Source organism: Allobosea sp. RAF48, assembly GCF_052114025.1.
Classification (GTDB): domain Bacteria; phylum Pseudomonadota; class Alphaproteobacteria; order Rhizobiales; family Beijerinckiaceae; genus Allobosea.
Genome location: NZ_JBFRDZ010000002.1, coordinates 509,728 through 527,071, shown reverse-complemented (window position 1 = coordinate 527,071; position 17,344 = coordinate 509,728). Strand labels below are relative to the sequence as shown.

The window sequence follows — 17,344 nt, the reverse complement described above, 5'->3', positions numbered from 1 at the left end:
TCCTTCGAGACGCGGGCTGCGCCCGCTCCTCAGGATGAGGGCTGCGGGCAGGAGGAGGGCCATCTCAGGCGGCCTTGGCATTGCCGGCCATGATCAGATGGGCGATGTCGTCGGCGCTGAGGTCGCCGAGGGGGCGGTCGACGTATTTGCGGCCGGCGCCCATGATGACGATACGGTCGGCCAAGGCCACCACGTCGCGCATGTTGTGGCTGATCAGGATGACGGTGCGCCTATCGGCCTTGAGCTTGCGGATGAGGTCGAGGACGAGCGCGCTCTCCTTGACGCCGAGTGCGGCTGTCGGCTCGTCCATGATGATGATCTCGGCATTCCAGCGCAGGGCGCGGGAGATCGCGACCGCCTGGCGCTGGCCGCCGGAGAGCCGCTCGACCGGGCGCGTCATGTCGGTGACGGCGGCGGAGAGCTGCGAGAGATAGCGCTGCGATTCCGCGATCATCCGCTTCTTGTCGAGGATGCGCAGGAAGGGCAGCAGCACCGGCTTGGTCAGCTCCGAACCCATGAAGACATTCTGGGCGATGGAGAGGCGCGGGGCGAGCGCGAGGTCCTGATAGATCGTCGCGACGCCGTTCTCCAGCGCGTCATGCGGCGAAGCGAACGTGACCGGCTTGCCGCGCAGGCTGATGGTTCCGCTCGTCGCCTCCTCGGCGCCCGAGATCACCTTGATCAGGCTCGACTTGCCGGCGCCGTTGTCGCCGCAGAGGGCCACGACCTCGCCCGGGAAGATGTCGAGGTCGACATCGCGCACGGCGACGACCGGACCATAGGCCTTGCCGATGCCGCGCAGCGAGAGGAGGGGGGTATTGGTCGTCCCGGTCATGGCTTCAACGCTTGTCACGAGTCCGAATGGCTGGCGCCGGCGTCATGCTCGCCCTTGTGGCGAGCATCCACGTCTTGAACATCCTAATGAGCCGAAGAAGACGTGGACGGTCGGGACAAACCCGACCATGACGCGGAAAGGGCGCGCGCCCTCACTTCTTCAGGAACTGCTGGACGTTGTTCTTGTCGACCAGCACGGCCTCGGTGAAGAGATATGGGCCGGAGGTGATGCTCTCCTTCGGCTTCTTGTCGACGACGATCGCCTGGATCGCATCGACCGCCTGCTTGCCCATCTCCTCGAAGGGGATCGCGACGGTGGCGACGAACGTCGAGGCCGGATCGGCGATGCGCTCGTAGCTCTCCTTGCCGCCATCGACCGAGATCAGCGGGATCTGGCCCTTCTTCACGCCCTGGGCCTGCAGCAGGTCGTCGATGATGTAGGCCTGGCCGTCGAACGAGGCCCAGATGCCGTTGATCTTGCCCTGGTTCTGCAGCATCAGCGCCTGCATGCCGGCGCGGACGTCGTCGCGCCAGCTCTGGGTGCGGGCCATCGAGAACTTGCCGAGTTCCTTCACCGCCTGGTTCTCGGCGAGCACGGCATCGAGCAGCCGGCCGCGGATGCGCGAGGCGACGTTGAGATCGAACCGGGCCGAGACGATGTTGCCCTGGTAGCCGAGCTGACCGAGCAGGTAGAGCGCGGCGTCGGCGCCGACCTTGTACTCGTTGGTCTGAATGTCGAAGAGCGCATGCGGGCTCGCACCGGACTGCACGGTGATCACCGGGATCTTGGCGTCCTTGGCCGCCTTGAACTGGGCGTCGGCCTCGACCGGCTTGCCCATGGCGATGATGATCGCGTCGACCTTCTTGGCGATCAGCGCGTCGAACTGCTCGGCATGCTTCGGCAGCGCGCCTTCGGAGTTCAGCAGCGTGACGTTCCAGCCCTTGGCCTTGGCGGCGGCGGCGGCGGCATTGGCGACCCGCGCATGCGTCTCCGACGAGAACTGGAAGCCGATGATGCCGACCTCGAAGGCATCAGCCGACTGGCCGAGCGCGACGAGCGCGGCGGCGGCCACCAGCATCTTCCTCAAGCCGAACCCATTCTTGCCGAACATGTGAACTCTCCCCTGTTGTTGTTCTGTGTCGCCTAGACCTTGAACGCCGCCTTCTTCATCGCGCTCGCCGAGAAGGCGACCGAGCCGATGATGATCGCGCCGAGCACGATGTCCTGAATGTAGTAGGGCGCGCCGAGCAGCACCAAGCCGTTGCCGAGCACCTTGAGCACCAGCGCCGCAAAGACCGTGCCGGGCACATTGGGTTTGCCGGGATCGAACATGGTCATGCCGAGCAGCACGGCGGCGATGGCATAGAGCAGATAATCGCCCGCCATGTTCGGCGCGGCCGAGGACAGGTTGGCGGCCAGCAGCACGGCCATGATGCTGGCGAAGACCCCGGCCAGCAGCAGGCCGATGCGCTTCATCCGCGCCGTGGCGATGCCGGCGAGCCGGGCCGCCTCGTCCGCCTCTCCGGTCGCGACCATATGGGCGCCGGTCCGTGTCCATTTGACCAGGCCCCAGGCGAAGAGCGTGGCGCCGGCCATCCAGAGCACGAGATTGGGGATGCCGAAGTTGTAGCCGCGAGCAAGCCCGGTGAAGCCGACCGGCCAGCGGCCGACGAAAGCGACGCCCTGGGTGATCATGAAGGCGAGGCCCTTGGCGATGGCGGCGGTGCCGAGCGTCATGATCAGCGAGGGGATGCGTAATACCGTGACGCCGTAGCCGTTGAGCGAGCCGAGCACGACGCCGACGCCGAGCGCTGCCGCCACTGCGACAGCGGGCGGATACTGGAGCTGCACCAACCAGCCGCAGACGACAGCGGCCAAGCTCGCCATCTCGGCGACGGAGAGGTCGAGTTCCGCCACGGTGAAGGCGAGGGCGAAGCCGAGCGCCAGAATCGCGAGGAAGCTCGTATCCTTCAGCACGTTGACGATGTTGGTGGCGCTGGCGAAGTTCGGCGCGAAGATCAGGAAGAACAGGATCAGCGCGAGGCCGGCGATCGCCGTGCCGTAGTGCCCGATCAATTCGCGCAGGTCGATGCGGCCCAACTCAGGCTCCCCTGGCGATGGCGGAGATCGGCTGGAGTATCTCGATGCCGCCGGTGATCGGGATCAGGGCGCCGGTGACGAAGGCGGCGCCGTCCGAAAGCAGGAATGCGATCACGTTGGCGACATCCTCGGGTCGTCCCAATCTCCCCAGCGGCGTGCGTACTGCCGCGCCCTCGACGAGCGCATTGAACTGCTGCGCGAATCCGTTCCTCACCATTGGCGTATCGATGATGCCGGGCGCAACGGCATTGACGCGGATGCCGTGCCGCCCAAGCTGCTGGGCCATGCCGTAGGTCAGGGTCGCGACACCGCCCTTCGCCGAGCCATAGGCAAGATTGGCGCCGCCATTGCTGTAGGCGATGGAGGAAATATGGACGATCGCGCCACCATCGCCCTGGGCGATCATCCGGCGCGCAGCAGCCTTGGAGATGCGGAAGACGGCCGAGAGATTGACGTCGACCAGCTTGTCCCACTCCTCGTCCTCCATCTCGACCATGGCCACGGGCCGGGAGGCCCCGGCGCCGGTGACGAGATGGTCGAGCCGGCCGAAGCGTGAAGCGGCCAGATCGACGAGAGCCTGGGCGAGATCGCGTTCGCGGACATCGCCGGCGAGCGTCACCGCTTCTCCGCCGCCTGCCGCGACCTCCGCCGCCACCGCGTCGAGGCCGGGTTGGTCGAGGCCCGAGAGGACCAGCCTGTGACCAGCGCGGGCGAGCATCACCGCAAGCGCGCCGACAATGCCTCCCGATGCTCCGGTCAGGAGCGTGACGGGGCCTCTTTCCTTCGGGTTGTTCATGGTCGGTGGTGTGGGCATGGGGAAGCGTTCTTACGGGGTCGTTTCGGGGTTGGCGAGACCGGGCAACGCAGCCGAGGTCTGCGCCAGCGCCGTTAGGTCAGCCGAGATCGGCGCCAGCGCTTCCTCGCTGCGGCGATAGAGGGCGTAGAGCGCGTCATAGGCAGGGCGCCGGGCGGGATCCGGTTCATAACGGTGGGCTACCTCGACCAGCGCATCCTGCGCCGCTTCCAGCGAAGCGAAGCGCCCGAGCCCCGTCCAGGCGATGATCGCGGCGCCGAGCAGACCGGGCTCCCTTGCGCGGCCGACCACGATGTGGCGGCCGCAGAGATCGGCCTTGATCTGCGCCCAGGCGGGATTGGCCGCCGCGCCGCCGCCGAAGCGGATCTCTTCGACGCAGCTGCCGAGCGCCGCTTCCGCACGCTCCAGGACCAGGCGATTGAGGCAGGCGACGCCTTCCAGCACGGCATAGGCGAGGTCGGTGGGGCCGTGCCGGCGGCCGAGCCCGACAAAGGCGCCGCGCAGGTTCGGATTCCAGTAGGGCACGCGCTCGCCCTGCAGATAGGGCAGGAAGATCACGGGCTGGGGATGACGCTGGCCGGCGAGCAGGCGCTCGATGGTGCCGCCGACGCCATCCGAACCGCCGAGCAGCTCGACCAGCCAGGCGGCTGTGTCGGCGCCGTTCTGGCTGGGACCGCCGAGATGCCAGAGGCCGCGCCAGTCGACGGTGATGAGGCCCTCGGCCTCGGCCTGTTTCGGACCGAGCACGCCGAGCACCTCGGTCGTGCCGGAAATGTTGTAGGCATAGCCCGCGCGCAGAGCGCCCAGTCCGGCCACGGCCGCCCAGGTGTCGTTGCAACCGCAGAAGACCGGAATTCCGGCAAGCCGATCGAATGGCGCGGGCAGGTCGGTCCGAACGGGCTCGACGGCGTCGCAGGGTTCGAGGATCGGCGGGATCACGGCCGGCGACAGGCCGATGGCGGCGAGCGCCGAGACCCCATCATGCGTCTCCGCGCAGGCGATGAGCCGCGCCATCGAGACCGGGTCGCTGGCCTGACTGCCGGTCAGGCGGAAATTCAGATAGTCCTTCGGTTCGAGCACGCGGGCGAGAGCGCGAAAATTCTCCGGCTCTGCTTCCGCGAGCCAGGCGAGGCGCGCGAGCGGATGGAAGGCGTTGATGCGCCCGGCTTCCGGATGGCCCCCTAGCCTCTCACGAAGCCCGGCCGCGACCGCGTCGGAGCGCGCATCCTTCCAGGTCAGGGCCGGGCGAAGCTCGCTGCCGTCGTTGCCCAGGAAGATCTGCGTCCGCGTCACGCCGCAGATCGCGATGGCTTCGACCCGCGCGAAAAGGCCGGGTTGCTGCCGCGCCAGATCGCCGACGGTTTCGAGCAGGAGCGCCCACCAGCCTTCGGCGGCGACCTCCGAATGCCCGAGGCGATCGTCGAGGGCGGGGCCGGCGGCGGCGCTCTCGGCCAGCACCGCGCCATGCGGGGCGATCAGCGCGGCGCGAAAGCTGCTGCCGCCGAGATCGCAGGCTAGGACGACGCTGATCTGCTGCATGAGGATAGAACTACACCCGTCATTCCAGACAAGCCGCGTTGGCGGCGTCGATCCGGAATCCATCGAAGGGCTCCGGTGCTCCACGATGGATTCCGGGTCAAGCCCGGAATGACGATAGCTGGGTCATCGGCAGCGAAATCGCGCTGAAGCCGGGAACGACGGCGCCCTCAGGCCGCACCGCGCGCTGCCTTGAGGATGTCGTCGACGAGGCGTTGCGACGTCAGGGCCTCCTCGCCGGTGACGACCGGGTCGCGGCCTTGCTCGATCGCATCGAAGAAATCGGCGATGACGGCGCGGTGGGCGTCATGCGGGAAATCCATGATGTTGGCGCCGCTACCGGTCGAGCCCTCCGCCTCGACGATTTCCTCGTGGCCATCGAGGAAGGCGAGGCGCAGCCTCCCGCCGATCAGGGCGGCAAAACCCTTGGTGCCAGTGATTTCGATGCGTTCGGGGTAGCCGGGATAGGCGGCGGTTGTCGTCACCAACGTCGCGGGGGCGCCGTTGCCGGTCTCCAGCAACGCGGAGACGTAATCCTCAGTTTCCATGCGATGGAGGGCGGTGGTGCGCGCCTGTGCCGCGACGACCCTGGAGACGCCGACCAGCGAGCGAAACAGGTCGAGCGAGTGGATCGCCTGGGTCAGCAGCACGCCGCCCCCGTCGCGGGCGAGCGTGCCGCGCCCCGGCTCGTCGTAATAGCTCTGCGGGCGCCACCAGGGCACGGAGAGGAAGGCGGCCTCGATGGTGCCGAGCTCGCCTGATTGCAGGGCGGCCTTGAGGCGCAGGCTGGCGGGGCGGAAGCGATGCTGCAGCACGACGCCGAAGGTCCTGCCTGTCCGGCGGGCGGTGTCGACCAGGCGCTGGCCGCGCTCGCTGGTCAGTTCGAGCGGCTTCTCGACGAGGACATGTTTGCCGGCTTCGAGGCAAAGCGCGGAGACATCGAGATGGCTGCTCGGCGGGGTCAGCACGATGACTGCTTCAACCGCAGGATCGGTCAGAACAGCGTCGAGATCGGTGGTCGTCGGGAAGGGAAACTGGTCGGCATAGGCCTTGGCCCGATCGGGCGTCCGGCTCACCGCCCAGCGCACATTCGCACGATCGGCAAGGTCGAGCAGGCTTTTGGAATGCGGCAGGGAGGCGGGGCCGAGCCCGATCACGGCGATACCGAGCTTGCGTCTCATGTCAGGCGATTCCCATTCTCACTCGATAATTCCACCGGGGTCATCCCTGACAAGCGGCGAAGCCGCGCCGATCCGGGATCCATGCCTGAGCTCTGCCGAAAAATGTTCCGGCATTGATCCCGGGTCTCCCTTCGGTCGCCCGGGATGACATCGTTCAGGCTTCCCGCTGCCGGGCAGGCAGCCAGGTCGCCTTCGCCTGTGCCTCCAGCGCCAGCCTGCAGACGGTGAAGGCGTGGCGCTGGCCCATCGCGGTTTCGCTGCGGGCGCCGATGTCGGCAATCAGATCCCGGAAATAGGTCAGCGGCTCTCGCGAAGCGTCGATATGGCTGGTGCCGGATTTGTCGACGAGGAAGACATGGTCGGTGCCGGGGCGCCCGGCGACATCGACATATTTGCGCAGTTCGATCGTGCCTTCGGTGCCGAGGATGGTGAGCCGCCCGTCGCCCCAGGTCGGCAGGCCATCGGCAGTGAACCAGTCGACGCGAATGTAGCCGCCGGCCCTGTCGCTGCGCAGCAGGACTTCGCCGAAATCTTCGAACTCAGGCAGGTCGGGCACGCCGAAATGGCCGACGCCGGAGGCCACGATCTGCGCATCCTCCGAACCCGTAAAATGGAGGAACTGGTCGATCTGGTGCGAGGCGATGTCGGTGAGGATGCCGCCATAGCGGCGCTTGTCGAAGAACCAGCCCGGCCGGATCGCCCGGTTGAGACGGTGCGGCCCCATGCCGAGAGTCTGAACAACTCGGCCGATCGCACCATCGGCAATCAATTTGCCGGCTATGATCGTCGCTGGGACGATGAAGCGCTCGGAGAAGCAGATCGAGAAGATGCGGCCCGTTTCAGTCACGGCCTTCTCGATGGCCGCAAGCTGGTCAAAGCTGGTGACGCCGGGCTTGTCGATCATCACATCCTTGCCGGCTCGCATGGCGCGGATGGCCAGCTCGGCACGCTCTGCCGGAATGGCGGCGCAGACGATCAGATCGACCGACGGGTCGTCGATGAGCCGCTCGGCCGTGCTTTCCGGCAGATTCGGGAACCGCTCGCGGAAACCGGCGAGGACGCGCTCGTCGCTCGTCGCGGGATCGAAGCCGACGCAGGTCGCGCCGGCTTCGAGGAGACCACCGACCATATGGTAGATATGGCGGTGGTCGAGGCCGATGGCGGCGAAGCGCATGGTAGGGTCTGTTCTCGTCATGGACGTGGCTCTGATCGGGCCAAAACGCCCGAGAGTAAGGAGGAGCCCGCCGCCCGATGCCTTGTGGCATCGGGCAAGGGACCGACACGGCTGTCGGGCGTTTTCGCCCGACCCCGAAGGGGCGCGGGCCTTTTGGGCGGCTGGTGTGTCGCATAGCCTTGCAAACCGGGCGGTTTGCTGCGGCTAAGCTCCTGCCCGCCGCTCAAAATGCCCAGCGTCAGAACCGCGTCCATGACGAGTACAGACCCTTATTGCGGCGCGCCGTGGCCGACGCCGATCTCCTGGTCCCAGCGCCGGAAGGCGGCGACGAGGCGCTCGGGCGTCAGCGGCGGCCGGGTCGGCAGGCTGGTGATGAGCCCGTCATATTCCGGTCGGCCGTATTCGGCGAGGATGTCGCGGCTTTCCTGCGGGGCCATGGCAAGCGTCACGCCCTTCACCGCCGGGCCGGGATAGAAATAGCCCTTGTCGTAGGTGACAGCCTGCGCCTCCGGCTTGAGCATATGGGCCATCAGTGCGACGAGCGCCGGCATCTTGTCGGCCGCGACACCCCTCGGGATGCACATGAACTGCGTGTCGGGAATCCAGTGGGTCTTGTCGAGAACGAAGACCTTGGCCTCCTTCGGCACGATGCCGAGCACGCGCGGGTTGATGTCCCAGCCCAGCGTCGAGACGATGACGTCGCGGGTGCCTTCGCCCAGCTCCTTCATCGTCGCGGCGGTGCCGCCCGGATAGTAGTCGATGCCGGTGCCGAGTTCCTTGAGATAGGCCCAGCTCTTGTCCCAGCCCTTCATCGGATCGGAGGGATCGGCGTCGCCGAGGATGTAGGGCAGGCCCTGCAGCCAGGTCCAGCCGGGTCCGGAATTGACCGGCCGTGCATAGGTGAAGCGCTTGGGGTTCTGCTTGACGTAGGCAAGCAGGTCCTCGGCGGTCTTCGGAACGGTCTTGAGGCGCTCGGGCGCGTATTCGAACAGCGGGCCGGAGGGGGAATAGACGACGGCGACGCCCTCGTTCTGGCCGAAGTTGCGCTGCATCATCAGCGCCTGCTCGTGATAGACCTCTTCCGGCTTCGGCAGGTCCTTGGCATGGGATTTCCAGACATCGACCCAGAGCCCCTGCTGGATGCCGTCCGACATGGCGCCGGGGCCGGTCAACACGAGGTCGATGTCGACGCGGTTGGCCTGTTGTTGGGCCTTGAGCTTGGCCGGCAGCTCCGGCGAGGGCGCGCGCGAGAAGTTCAGGCGCGAGATCAGCTTCGGGTTGTCTTTGGCGAATTTCTCGATGGCGACCTGCGTCAGCTGCAGATTGCCGGCGACGTCGATGATGTTGAGCGCGACCGGAGCGCTTTGCGCCAGCGCGCCGCCGGCTTTCAACGCGGCGAGGCCGGCCGCTCCGGCCATGACGGTACGGCGTGTCGGATGGTTCATGGTCTCTCCCTGGGGTTTGGCTCTCTTTTGTCGTGCCGTGGTCGGCATCAGGAGCTCTTGCCTGGGATACTAGTGCACCACTTTGTGGCGCGCCAGCGCATTCGCGGGCATGGCCGGCACCATGCTGAAGCATGCGATGAAGGGGTGGGTCAGGCTTGTTCGAGGAGGAGCGCCTCCGCCGCACGGCTGAGCAGTGGCGCGGCGGCGCCGTGGATTTCATAGAGGTGGCTGGCGGGCACGCCGGAGAGGTCTGGGACGGAGAAGCCATCCATCGTGCCTTCCGCCCGGAACAGCGTGTTGAACCGGGCCCAGAGCTGCGGATTGGCCGAGAACGGACCGCTCACCGCGATGCGGGCGGGAAACAGCAGGCGACAGGCATTGGCGAGCGCGCGGGCGAGCAGCTGCGCCGCCATGTCGATTTCCGGGAGGGACAGAAGGTCGAGCCCGGCAAGCTGCCGGGCAAGCCGGATCTCGTCCTGGTCGAGATCGGGCCAGTGGCGGCGCAGCGCGGGGAGCAGGGACCAGAGGGCGGCGCCGGTTTCGAGGCAGGCCGTGTTGCCGCAGCCGCAGGGGCGGTCGTGCAGGGCCGCGAGCCGCCAGTGGCCGATTTCGCCGAAGGAGCCGGTGGGCGCGAAGGGTTCGCCATCGACCGCATAGGCCAGCCCTACGCCCCAGCCCCAATGCAGCAGGATCGTCCCGCCCGCGAAATTCTCGGGCTCGCGGGCGGCGCGGGCGCGCAGCTCGGCGTCGAGATTGCGGCAGATCGTGACGGGGCCGGCGACGGGGGCGAGCACGGAGGCGATGTCGAGCCCGCGCATGCGCGGCCAGCGCGAGGCCATCAGCCATTGCCCCTGCTTCAGGTCGATCAGGCCGGAGAGCGAGACCGCCGTGCCGGCATGGCTCATGCCGGGAGGCATCGCGTCGAGCAGGTTCCGGGCGAGTTCGGCCATCGCCATGGCGATGGTGGCATTGTCGGCGTCGCCGGCAATGGGGCGACGGCGCTCGGCGACGAGATGGCCGTTGAGGTCGACCAATGCGCCCGAGAGCGACTGGCTGGAGACATAAATGACGGAGGCGCCGATGCGGCGCGTATGGGCAACGAGGATGGCCGGCGGCCGCCCGCGACCGCTCGCCTCGCCGATGGTCTCGATGACCAGGCGGCGGGCTATGAGTTCGCCGACGACCCGCGAGACACTGGTCGAGCGCAGCTGGAGGATGCGGCCGATATCGGCGCGGGAATGAGCCTCGCCGTTCAGGACCAGCCGGTAGATGCGAGCGCAGTCCCGGTCATGGGCAAGCGCGAGGTGGCTTTCGTCGATCGTCAGCAGGGACAAGGCAAACTCTATTCAGAACGGTTGCGTTCAAAATTAATCATTGCGTTTCAGCCGAAGCTTCATAAGCTCGATACCAGAATATCGGAAATTTCCTGACGTAAAAGGTTCAAAAATCGATGATCGAGATGCATGTTGCCTCCGACAAGGAGACGCTCGGCCAGCAGGCGGCGGCGCTCGGCGCGCAGGCGATCCGTGAGGAACTCGCCCGTCACGGCGAAGCGACGATCATCGTGGCGACCGGCGCGAGCCAGTTCGAGATGCTGAAGCATCTCGTGGCGGCCGAGGGCATCGACTGGTCGAAGGTCACGGCCTTCCATCTCGACGAATATGTCGGCTTGAGCGAGAGCCATCCGGCGAGCTTCCGGCGCTATCTGCGCGAGCGCTTCATGGCGCCGCTGAACAGCGCGCCGACCTTCATTCCGGTCGATGGCGAGGGCGATGCCGCAGCGGCGGTAAAGCAGCTCAACCAGCAGATCGCCGGCAAGCGCATCGCCGTCTGCTTCGCCGGGATCGGCGAGAACTGCCATCTCGCCTTCAACGACCCGCCGGCGGATTTCGAGACCGAGGAGCCTTATCTCGTCGTGAACCTGGACGAGGCCTGCCGGCAGCAGCAATTCGGCGAGGGCTGGTTCCCGAGCTTCGACGCCGTGCCGCAACAGGCGATCTCGATGAGCGTGCGCCAGATCCTCAAGAGCGAGCTGATCGTCCTCTCCGTCTCCGACACGCGCAAGGCCGAGGCCGCCAAGGCCGCTCTGGAAGGGCCGGTCAGCAATCTCAGCCCCGCCTCGATCCTGCAGACACACAAGCGCACCGTGCTGTTCATCGATCCGCCGGCCGCTTCGCTGCTGAGCCGGAAGGGCTGACGATGCGCACGCCCGGTCTCGTCGATCTGCAGGTCAATGGCTTCGGCGGGGTGGATTTCAACTCCGGTACGATCACGGCGGCGGAGCTCGACCGGGCGCTGGAGGCGATGCTGGCGACGGGCGTGACCACCTGCCTGCCGACGATCATCACTGCGCATCCGCATGAGCTGGAAGAGCGATTCCGGGCGCTCGACGCAGCGGTGAGCGGAAGCCGGCTCGGGCCGCTGATGTGCCCGGGCTACCATCTCGAAGGCCCGTTCCTGAACCCGTCCGCCGGCTATTCCGGCTGCCACCCACCGGAGGCGATGACGGTGGCAACGGCCGAGCTGGTCGCGCATCTTGACCAGCTCTTGTCGCGGCCGATCCTGATGGTGACGCTGGCGCCGGAGGTCGAAGGCGGCGTCGCCCTCGCCGGCAAGCTGGCGCAAGCGGGCAAGGTCGTCGCCATAGGCCATTCCGCCGTCGATTTCGAGACCGCCGGCGCCGCTGCGGAGGCGGGCGCGACGCTCTCGACCCATCTCGGCAACGGCCTGCCGCAGCAGCTGCACAAGCTCGTCAACCCGCTCTTCGCCCAGCTCGCCGAAGACCGGCTGATGGCCGGCTTCATCGCGGATGGCATCCATATCCATCCGAAGGCGCTGAAGAGCCTGATCCGGGCAAAGGGCGCGGAGCGCTCGATCCTCGTCACGGACGCCGTGGTTGCTGCTGGCGCAGTGCCGGGCCGTTACAGCTTCGCCGGCATGCCGGTCGATCTCGCCGCCGATGGTTCGGTGCGCCAGCCGGGCGGCGCCTCGCTGGCGGGCTCGGCGCTCAAGCTCGACGACGCCGTTCGGAATGTCGTCGCCTGGGGCATCGCGACGCCGGAGGGGGCAATTGCCATGGCCTCGACCCATGCGCTGGCCTGCATCGCCGACGCGCTGGCGCAGGCTGGCATCACCTTGCCGGAGAGCGCGATCGAGTGGTCGCCGGAACTCCGCATCCGCAGCGTGCGCATCGGCAACGAGCGCCGCGATTTCGCCGCTGTGGCGGCATCCTGAAGACGTTACCAACCAAGCAAGAGGGGAAAACGATGAGCGAATTTTCGAAAGGCGTGGATCGCCGCACCGTGCTGGGCGGCCTCGGCGCGCTGACCATCGGCGCGAACGGCGCCTTCGCCGCCGCGCCGCCGCTGCCTTCGGCGCCGGTCGGCATCAACATCATCGATGTCGGCGGGGCGCTGGCGCTGATGCAGCAGGCCTTCGACGACTACCGCAACGCCAATCCCAAGCTCGTCTCGCGCATCACCTATGTGAAAGCGCCGGCGCCGGAACTGGCGAGCAAGATCAAGGCGCAGCAGGATGCCGGGCGCGCCGATCTCGATCTGGTCCTGACCGGCTCGGATGGCCTGGCTGCCGGCCTCGAGCAGAATCTCTGGCTCAAGATCTTCCCGGATTTCGCCGAGAAATTCCCCAATATCGAGCAGAATTACGAGCCCGCGGCGCTCAATCTCCACAAGGTGCAGGGCGCCGGCTTCGGCACGGTGGTGAACTATTACCCGTCCGGGCCGCTGCTCGAATACATGCCGGACCGGGTCAAGCAGGTGCCGACGACGGCCGAGGAGCTGCTGGCCTGGGCCAAGGCCAATCCCAGCAAGTTCATGTATGCGCGCCCGACCAATTCAGGCCCCGGCCGCACCTTCATGATGGGCCTGCCCTATATCCTCGGCGACAAGGATCCGCAGGACCCGGTCAATGGCTGGGACAAGACCTGGGCCTATCTGCAGGAACTCGGCGAGCACATCGAGTACTACCCGGCCGGCACGGGCGCGACGATGAAGGAGTTCGGCGACGGCTCGCGCGACATCATCATCTCGACCACGGGTTGGGACATCAATCCGCGTGCGCTCGGCATCGTGCCGAAGGAAGCCAAGATCCAGACGCTGAAAGGCTTCCACTGGGTCTCGGACGCCTTCTTCATGTGCGTGCCGAAGGGCATCCCGAACGATCGCCTCGCCGTCGTGCTCGACATCATGGCGCATGTGCTGACGCCGAAGATGCAGGCCTATTCCTATGACGAGGGCTATCTCTATCCCGGCCCGGCGGTGAAGGACGTGCCGCTCTCCCTGGCGCCGAAGCGCAGCCAGGAGGTGATCGCGGAGTTCGGCCGGCCTGAATATGCCGACCTCATCGCCAAGAACCCGATCGAGCTGCCGCTGAAGCCCGACAAGATGGTCGTCGCCTTCCGCAAGTGGGACGAACTGGTCGGCGCCAAGCGCAAGCGCTGATCGAAGCCATTATTCCTTCGCTCCGCCTTCGATGCGGAGCGAAGAAAAGGCCCGGAAACCATCGCACGGTGCCGCCACCGACGATGGATTCCGGGCCGATTTCGTTCTCGAACTGGAGCATGCTGATCTACGCGGACTCACGCGGTCATCCCGGGCTTGATCCGGGATGACCGCGTGAGTCCGCGAAAAGGCCCAGGTGGCGAAGTGTCGACAAACCCTAGCTGACGACCGATGCGTCGTTTTCGGCGCGCCGCCAGAACAGCCTGACGCCGCCATCGCCGGTGCTTTCGAGGCCGGGGACGGCTGCGAGAAGCTTCTGAGTGTAGGCGTGCTGCGGATTGTCGAAGATGTCGTCGCGGGGGCCTTCCTCGACGATGCGGCCGTCCTGCATAACGATGACCCGGTCGGCGACCTGCTCGACCACGCCGAGGTCATGGCTGATGAAGAGGCAGGAGAAGCCGTGCTTCTTCTGCAACTCGTCGAAGAGCTCGAGCACCTGCGCGCGCACGGTCACGTCGAGCGCCGAGACCGGCTCGTCGGCGATGACGAAGCTCGGCCGGCGCACGACCGCGCGGGCGATGGCGATGCGCTGGCGCTGGCCGCCCGAGAGCTCATGCGGGTAACGCTCGGCGAAGCCGTCCTTGAGGCCGACCTCGGCCAGAACCTCGGCGACGCGCGCCTTCTTGTCTCCCGGAGTCATGTCCGGCACCAGCCGCAGCGGCTCGCCGACGAGCTGGCCGATCGTCATGCGCGGATCGAGCGAGGAATAGGGGTCCTGGAACACCATCTGGCAGTTCAGCCGATAGTCCCAGTAAGCCGTCTCGCTCTTCGTGATGGGCTTGCCGTTGAAGCGGATCTCGCCGCCGGCCGGCTTGACGAGCCCGGCGATGGACTGGCCGAGAGTGGTCTTGCCCGAGCCGGAGCCGCCGACCACGGCTACGACCTCGCCGGGCTGCACATCGAGGCTGATGCCATGCAGCGCGCGCTTGGCTGCCTCCTTGCGGAAGAAGCCCTGCCGGCCGGGATATTCGACGACGAGGTCGCGCACCGAGACGATCGGGGTCTTCGCCTGCGGCAGCAGCCGCGCCGGCAGCCGGTGCGGCATCGCCGAGAGCAGCTTGCGCGTATAGGGGTGCTGCGGTCGGGCGAGGATCTCTTCGCTCGATCCTTGCTCGACCACGTCGCCCTGGCACATCACAACGATGCGGCTGCAATAGCGCGCGACCATGCCGAGATCATGCGAGATCAGCAGCACGGCGGTGTTGTTGGCCTGGGTCAATTCGACCATCAGCTCCATCACGTCGCGCTGGACGACAGCGTCGAGGGCCGTGGTCGGCTCGTCGGCGAGGAGCAGCGCCGGCTTCAGCAGCATCACCGAGGCCAGCATGATGCGCTGGCGCATGCCGCCGGAGAATTGGTGCGGATAGGCGGTGAGCGCGCCTTCCGGGTCGCGCAGGCCGACGCGCCTGAGCATGTCGAGGATGAGCGCGCGGCGCTGGGCTGCGTCGAGCTTGCGGTGCAGCGCCAGACCCTCGTCGAGCTGGCGGCCGATCAGCATCGACGGGTTGAGCGAGGTCATCGGCTCCTGGAAGACCATGCCGACGCGCGAGCCGCGCATGGCGCGCAGATCCTTGCCGCTCATCGCCATCACGTCCTGCCCGTCGAAGCGGATCGTGCCGGAGGTGAGCGCGACGGCGGGGGGGATGAAACCCATCACGGCGCGGGCCGCGAGCGTCTTGCCGGAGCCGGATTCGCCGACGATGCCGACGATCTCGCCGGGGAAGACCTGGAAGGAGACGTCGTTGACGACCGTGCGGCCGGTCGTGCCGATCCTGAGCGTCAGGCCGGCGACGTCTAGGAGAGCGGCGGCGCTCTTGTTGGCCGCGTTTTCTTGACGCGAACCGGTGCCCACTTCGCTTGAAAGCGCTTTGGTCATCGCGAACCCCTCATCCGCGGGTCGAGCGTGTCGCGCACGGCGTCGCCGAGCAGGTTGATGCCGAGCAGGGTCAGCGAGATGCACAAGCCCGGGAAGATGCCGAGCCAGACGGCCTGGCCGATATAGGGCCGGGAGCCTGCGAGCATGTTGCCCCAGGTCGGCGCCGGCGGCGGAACGCCCAGGCCCAGGAAGGAGAGCGCGCTTTCCGCCAGCAGCACATAGCCGAACATCGAGGTCGCCAGCACGGTCAGCGGCGCGATGCAGTTCGGCAGGATGTGGCGGGCCATGGTGAAGCTCTCGGAGTTGCCCATCACGCGCGAGGCGGCAATGAACTCGCGCTCGCGCAGCGAGAGCACCGTCCCGCGCACGACGCGGGCGACCGACGGCGTGTAGGCGATGCCGAGCGCGACGATGATGCCGTATTTGTTGGCGCCGACCACCGCGAGCAGGCCGAGCGCCAGGAGGATGCCGGGGAAGGCGAGCAGCGCATCGTTGAAGGCCATGATCACCCGGTCGACCCAGCCGCGCATATAGCCGGAGAACAGGCCGATCGTGGTGCCCATCACGACGGCGAGCGTCACCGTCAGCAGGCTGATCCAGACCGAGGTCGCCGCGCCCGCCATCAGGCGGGACAGCACGTCGCGGCCGAACTCGTCGGTGCCGAGCCAGTGCAGCGCGGAGGGCGCCGCCAGCTTCTCGCGGAAGGAGAGCTTGAGCGGATCGTAGGGTGTCCAGAGGGCGCCGATGCACGCCGTCGCGAGCAGGATGCCGATCAGCGTGCCGCCGACGATCGCATTGGCGGCGGGGAGTTTCATTCGGCTGGCCTTCTTCACGGCGCCGCCACCGCTCATGGTGCTGTTGCTGCTCATTGCGCGGTCACCCTGGGATCGAAGACCGGATAGCAGAGGTCGATGACGAGGTTCACCAGCACATAGGTGAAGGCGACGAAGAGCATGCAGCCCTGGATCACGGGATAGTCGCGCGCGAAGATTGCATCGACGAGCAGGCGCCCGAGGCCGGGGATCGTGAAGACGGTCTCGACCACCGCGATGCCGCCGAGCAGGTTGCCGAGCACCAGGCCGATCAGCGTCCAGGTCGGGCCGAAGGCGTTCTTGAAGGCATGGCGCCAGAGCACCGCGCTTTCCGAGAGGCCCTTGGCGCGGGCATGGGTGATGTAGTCTAGCCGGAGCACCTCGAGCGTCGAGGCGCGCGCCATGCGCAGGATCACGCCGATCTCGTGCAGGAACAGCGTCATGATCGGCATGACGAGATAGAGGATGCCGGCCCAGGGGTTTTCGGCGATCGAGACGTAGCCGACAACCGGCAGCCATTCGAGCTTGAGGCCGAAGAATAGCAGCAGCAACAGGCCGAGCCAGAAAGTGGGGATCGAGAGCAGCAGCGTGGCGGTGGCGACGAGGCCGAGATCGATCGGGGTGTCCTGCTTCCAGGCGGCGATGACGCCGGCGGGCACCGCGACGCAGCTCGCCAGCAGCACCGCGACCAGCACGATCTGGGCCGAGACCCAGAAGCGCGACAGGATCAGCGGCAGCACCGCCTGCTGCGACGAGATCGACTGGCCGAAATCGCCGTGCAGCACGTTGCCGATCCAGATGCCGAACTGCACCGGCAGGCTCTGGTCGAGGCCGAGCCGGGCCCGGAGATCGGCGAGGCTTGCCGGCGTTGCCAGATCACCCAGCATCAGCTGTGCGGGGTCGCCGGGAATCAGGCGGATCAGGACGAAGACCGACACCGCCACGATCAGCAGCGTCGGCAACGCCATCGCGATCCGCGTCAGCGCGAAACGAAACATCGAAGGCCCTCCCAAGCCTCACTGCCGGTCCCGGCCAAAGCCAGGGCCGGAGG

15 protein-coding genes are annotated in these 17,344 nt (G+C 67.0%); 3 read left to right on the top strand and 12 right to left on the bottom strand.

What is annotated here, in order from left to right:
• Positions 1-64: 64 nt before the first annotated feature.
• From AB4Z10_RS05830 to AB4Z10_RS05790, 9 genes are all read right to left on the bottom strand, one after another.
• On the bottom strand, positions 65-835 hold the full coding sequence (locus tag AB4Z10_RS05830) for an ATP-binding cassette domain-containing protein (RefSeq protein ID WP_441469429.1): 771 nt from the start codon (positions 833-835) through the stop codon (positions 65-67).
• 151 nt (positions 836-986) lie between these two features.
• Complete coding sequence (locus AB4Z10_RS05825) at positions 987-1,946, bottom strand: sugar ABC transporter substrate-binding protein (RefSeq protein ID WP_441469428.1); 960 nt, start codon at positions 1,944-1,946, stop codon at positions 987-989.
• Positions 1,947-1,978: 32 nt separating this feature from the next.
• Positions 1,979-2,935: an ABC transporter permease gene (locus AB4Z10_RS05820; protein ID WP_441469427.1), complete on the bottom strand. Its 957-nt coding sequence runs from the start codon at positions 2,933-2,935 to the stop codon at positions 1,979-1,981.
• Position 2,936: 1 nt separating this feature from the next.
• Positions 2,937-3,749 carry an SDR family NAD(P)-dependent oxidoreductase gene (locus AB4Z10_RS05815; RefSeq protein WP_441469426.1) on the bottom strand — a complete coding sequence of 271 codons (813 nt, stop codon included), beginning with the start codon at positions 3,747-3,749 and terminating at the stop codon, positions 2,937-2,939.
• A 12-nt stretch (positions 3,750-3,761) separates the two neighbouring features.
• Positions 3,762-5,288: a xylulokinase gene (locus AB4Z10_RS05810; RefSeq protein ID WP_441469425.1), complete on the bottom strand. Its 1,527-nt coding sequence runs from the start codon at positions 5,286-5,288 to the stop codon at positions 3,762-3,764.
• Between the two features lie 167 nt (positions 5,289-5,455).
• The gene (locus tag AB4Z10_RS05805; protein ID WP_441469424.1) at positions 5,456-6,466 is read right to left on the bottom strand and encodes a Gfo/Idh/MocA family protein; all 1,011 of its coding nucleotides are present in this window, start codon (positions 6,464-6,466) and stop codon (positions 5,456-5,458) included.
• A 154-nt stretch (positions 6,467-6,620) separates the two neighbouring features.
• On the bottom strand, positions 6,621-7,661 hold the full coding sequence (locus AB4Z10_RS05800) for a Gfo/Idh/MocA family protein (protein WP_441469423.1): 1,041 nt from the start codon (positions 7,659-7,661) through the stop codon (positions 6,621-6,623).
• Positions 7,662-7,909: 248 nt separating this feature from the next.
• Complete coding sequence (locus tag AB4Z10_RS05795; RefSeq protein ID WP_441469422.1) at positions 7,910-9,085, bottom strand: extracellular solute-binding protein; 1,176 nt, start codon at positions 9,083-9,085, stop codon at positions 7,910-7,912.
• 149 nt (positions 9,086-9,234) lie between these two features.
• Positions 9,235-10,419, bottom strand: coding sequence for an ROK family protein (locus AB4Z10_RS05790; RefSeq protein ID WP_441469421.1), 1,185 nt, complete (start codon positions 10,417-10,419; stop codon positions 9,235-9,237).
• A gap of 116 nt (positions 10,420-10,535) precedes the next feature.
• Between AB4Z10_RS05790 and AB4Z10_RS05785 the strand changes: the two genes are divergently transcribed.
• The 3 genes from AB4Z10_RS05785 to AB4Z10_RS05775 are packed head-to-tail and all read left to right on the top strand — an operon-like array spanning position 10,536 to position 13,545.
• Positions 10,536-11,282 (top strand): 6-phosphogluconolactonase, encoded by a 747-nt coding sequence (locus tag AB4Z10_RS05785; RefSeq protein WP_441469420.1) that lies wholly within the window; start codon positions 10,536-10,538, stop codon positions 11,280-11,282.
• 2 nt (positions 11,283-11,284) lie between these two features.
• Positions 11,285-12,319 carry an N-acetylglucosamine-6-phosphate deacetylase gene (locus AB4Z10_RS05780; protein ID WP_441469419.1) on the top strand — a complete coding sequence of 345 codons (1,035 nt, stop codon included), beginning with the start codon at positions 11,285-11,287 and terminating at the stop codon, positions 12,317-12,319.
• Positions 12,320-12,351: 32 nt separating this feature from the next.
• Positions 12,352-13,545: an extracellular solute-binding protein gene (locus tag AB4Z10_RS05775; protein ID WP_441469418.1), complete on the top strand. Its 1,194-nt coding sequence runs from the start codon at positions 12,352-12,354 to the stop codon at positions 13,543-13,545.
• A gap of 217 nt (positions 13,546-13,762) precedes the next feature.
• Here the strand turns inward: AB4Z10_RS05775 and AB4Z10_RS05770 are convergent, their stop codons facing one another.
• Genes AB4Z10_RS05770 through AB4Z10_RS05760 form a run of 3 tightly spaced genes read right to left on the bottom strand, consistent with a single transcriptional unit; the run spans position 13,763 to position 17,291 of the window.
• A complete protein-coding gene (locus AB4Z10_RS05770) occupies positions 13,763-15,481 on the bottom strand; it encodes an ABC transporter ATP-binding protein (protein ID WP_441469417.1) in 1,719 nt (572 codons plus the stop codon).
• Positions 15,478-16,296, bottom strand: a complete 819-nt coding sequence (locus tag AB4Z10_RS05765) for an ABC transporter permease (protein WP_441469516.1) — start codon at positions 16,294-16,296, stop codon at positions 15,478-15,480. Before AB4Z10_RS05765 ends, AB4Z10_RS05770 begins: the two co-directional genes overlap by 4 nt.
• 50 nt (positions 16,297-16,346) lie before the next feature.
• Positions 16,347-17,291 carry an ABC transporter permease gene (locus AB4Z10_RS05760; protein WP_441469416.1) on the bottom strand — a complete coding sequence of 315 codons (945 nt, stop codon included), beginning with the start codon at positions 17,289-17,291 and terminating at the stop codon, positions 16,347-16,349.
• Positions 17,292-17,344: the final 53 nt, after the last annotated feature.